The sequence below is a fragment of the Caulobacter sp. B11 genome (genome assembly GCF_002737765.1).
GTDB lineage: Bacteria > Pseudomonadota > Alphaproteobacteria > Caulobacterales > Caulobacteraceae > Caulobacter.
Map to the genome: position 1 here is coordinate 1 of NZ_PEGG01000199.1, position 2,681 is coordinate 2,681.

Sequence of the window (2,681 nt, forward strand, 5' to 3'; positions counted from 1 at the left end):
ACAGGTCCGGAGACTGGCCCATCAGGTCGCGGATGAAGCGGCGGGCTGAATCGGGGGCGTCTCCCTCGCCGGTAGTGCTGGCCAGGAACAGGGCGCGGCCGGTCAGGTCGCTCAGCGTCAGATCGGCCAGGGGCTTGAGGGTCACCGCCGCGCCGCCGGCGGTCAGGGCCCGGGCCGTGGCCAGGGCCAGCTCGTCGGCCAGGCCGGTCTGGCTGGCATGGGCCACCAGGATCGGCGCGCCCGTTCCGGCGGCGAACCGCTCGGCCTCGCGTCGCGCCGCCCGTCGCCGCAGGGCCTCGCGCCCGGCGATGGCCAAGCAGAACAGGCCATAAAGGCTGGCGACCAGGCCGGCCAACAGCCAGCGACGGGCCTCGGGAGACAGGGCCGCGATCATGGTTCGAGCATGGCGCGCAGGGCCGGCGACAGCCGCTCTTCCAGGCCGTCCGAACCCCGGCTGAGGATCAGGGCGGCCAGGCCCAGCCGCGTCGCCAGGGCTTCGCCCGACTCGGGGCCCAGCACGGTCAGGGCCGTGGCCCAGGCGTCGGCCAGCATGCAGTTGGGATGCAGCACGGTGACGCTGACCACGCCCCGGTCGGCGGGCGCGGCGGCGGCCGGGTCCAGGGTATGGGCGTAGCGTCGGCCGGCATGGTCGAAGAAGCGGCGATAGTCGCCGGAAGTGGCGCAGGACAGCTCGTGCAGGGCGACCAGGGTGCGCGGGCTCTGGTCCTCGGCAGCCGGCGGCCGTTCCAGCTCGACCCACCAGGGCTGGCCGTCCGGCTTGGCCCCGGCGCCGCGCAGCTCGCCGCCCACCTCGACCAGATAGGCGCGGGCCCCGGCGCGATCGAGGGCGGCGGCGACCAGATCGACCGCGAAGCCCTTGGCGACGCCGTTGAGGTCCAGCCTCAGGTCGCCGGGCTGGAACAGCCGGTCGCCCTCCAGTTGGACCCGCCGCCAGCCGTCCGGCGCGTGGGCGGCCAGCGCCGCTTCGCGGCTCGGCGGCGCGCCCGAAAAGGCGCTGGGCCCGAAGCCCCACAGGTCGGTCAGGGCCCCCAGGGTCGGATCGAAGGCCCCGTCGCTGGCCTGGGCCACGTCCAGCGCGGCCCGCAGCACCTGGGCCATGCCGGACGGCAGGACCGTCCAGCTTCCGGCGGCGGCGCGGTTGAAGCGCGACAGGTCCGACAGCGGCTCCCAGGCGCTCATCTGGGCGCAGACCTGGTCCAGTTCGTGCTGGATCCGGGCTGTCAGGGCGGCGGGCGAGGCGGTGGGCGGGGCCACCAGCTTGACCCGCCAGGTCGTGCCCATGGTCGCGCCGTTCAGGGTCAGCACCGCGCCGCCGATCGGGCGGGCGGGCGGCTGGGCCAGCAGGGGGACGAGGACGCGGGTCATTCGGATCCGGACGCTACAAGCGCGTCGTCCCCCGAACGGGTCGGGGGACGACGGTCTGGGGTTAGGGCCGCAGGGCTTCCAGGGTGGCGGTGTAGCTGGCCGAGAAGCCGTCGCCGGCCAGGGGGTGTTGGGGGCCGGCGCCGCGCCGGGGGCGGGCGGGGCCATGGCGGGGCCGCCGGGACCGCGCCCGGTCTCGCCGCCGCGGGCGGTGGCGTTGAGCCAGTACATGCCGGCTTCCGGGAAGACGACCTTGAAGGCGCCGTCGGGGCCGGTCTTCAGCTTGATCTCGTCGGGCGCGGCGCGATAGCGCGAGGCCCCGGGGACCAGGGTCACCTCCAGATCGGCGGCCGGCTTGCCGTCGAGCAGGAAGCGGAAGGTCGCCGCCTCGCCCGAGACGATGTCGTTGGGATGGGTCACGGGAACCAGTTCCAGGCCCTTGCCGGTCGGCTTCAGCACGGCGTCGGTGGGGGCGTCGCGGGTGACGAAGGTCTCGTTGCGATTGCTGCCCCGGATGGTCTTGAGGTCGGCGGCGCCGGCCGGGACCTGCTTGAGGAACTCGTCGGCCGCGCCGCGGAACCGCTTGACCTCGCCGTTCTCGGTCCAGCTGGCCTGGACGCTGCTGGAGGCCGCGACGATCTTGTAGGTGCCCGGCTTGGACAGCTGGACATCGAAGGTCGAGCGGTACTGGGCGGTCTGGGCGTGCTGCAGCTTTTCAGTCGAGCCGTCCGGGGCCATCACCACCACCCCGTCCAGCCGCATGGGCCGGTGGTCGGCGTAGAACAGCTCGTTGGAGATCGCCGCATCGACGCTGACCCAGGCGCTTTCGCCCGACATCACCGTGAACGAGGGCACCATCCAGGCGCGGTGGGCCTGGGCGGAGACGGGCAGGGCGAGGGCCAGGCCGGCGGCGGCGAGGGCCAGGAGAGGCTTGCGCGAGGTCATGTCGGCGTTCCTTGCTGTACGGGGGCTATTTGACGGAGACGGTGACGGCGCCCAGTTCGCTGGCGCCCTTGGCGGTGGCGGCCTTGCCCGGCTTGCCCCAGGTGAAGGGCACCCGGACGGCCTCGTGGCCGCCGACTTCGCGCGCCGCCTCGACCACCAGGGTGTAGGCGCCGGGCTTGAGCTTCGACAGGGGTGATTTGCCGCCGCTGAACACCAGCTTCTGCGGGCCTGGCGCGCGGGTCGCGCCGCTGATCCGTCGGCGGGGAAGCTCATGGTCCGGCCGGCCTTGCGCCACCACTGACGCATGTCCTTGAGCCACTTGCCGCCGTTGTCTTCCTTGTTGTCGGCGTCGT

General features: G+C 73.6%; 2 protein-coding genes and 2 pseudogenes. All 4 read right to left on the bottom strand.

Annotation, left to right across the window (positions count from 1 at the left end; translation table 11 throughout):
* A partial coding sequence (locus tag CSW58_RS08940) for a flavodoxin domain-containing protein (RefSeq protein ID WP_369825138.1) occupies positions 1-394 on the bottom strand: 394 nt, incomplete at its 3' end.
* Positions 391-1,386 (bottom strand): FAD:protein FMN transferase, encoded by a 996-nt coding sequence (locus CSW58_RS08945; RefSeq protein WP_099447057.1) that lies wholly within the window; start codon positions 1,384-1,386, stop codon positions 391-393. The genes CSW58_RS08940 and CSW58_RS08945, both read right to left, overlap by 4 nt.
* A 61-nt stretch (positions 1,387-1,447) precedes the next feature.
* Positions 1,448-2,328 (bottom strand): annotated as a pseudogene (locus CSW58_RS08950) (DUF4198 domain-containing protein).
* A gap of 25 nt (positions 2,329-2,353) precedes the next feature.
* Positions 2,354-2,681: pseudogene (locus tag CSW58_RS08955) on the bottom strand (DUF2271 domain-containing protein); the annotation flags it as partial.

Bases quoted from the DNA above. Each gene is read 5' to 3' on its own strand.
- CSW58_RS08945 (WP_099447057.1), bottom strand. From the start codon at position 1,386: ATGACCCGCGTCCTCGTCCCCCTGCTGGCCCAGCCGCCCGCCCGCCCG.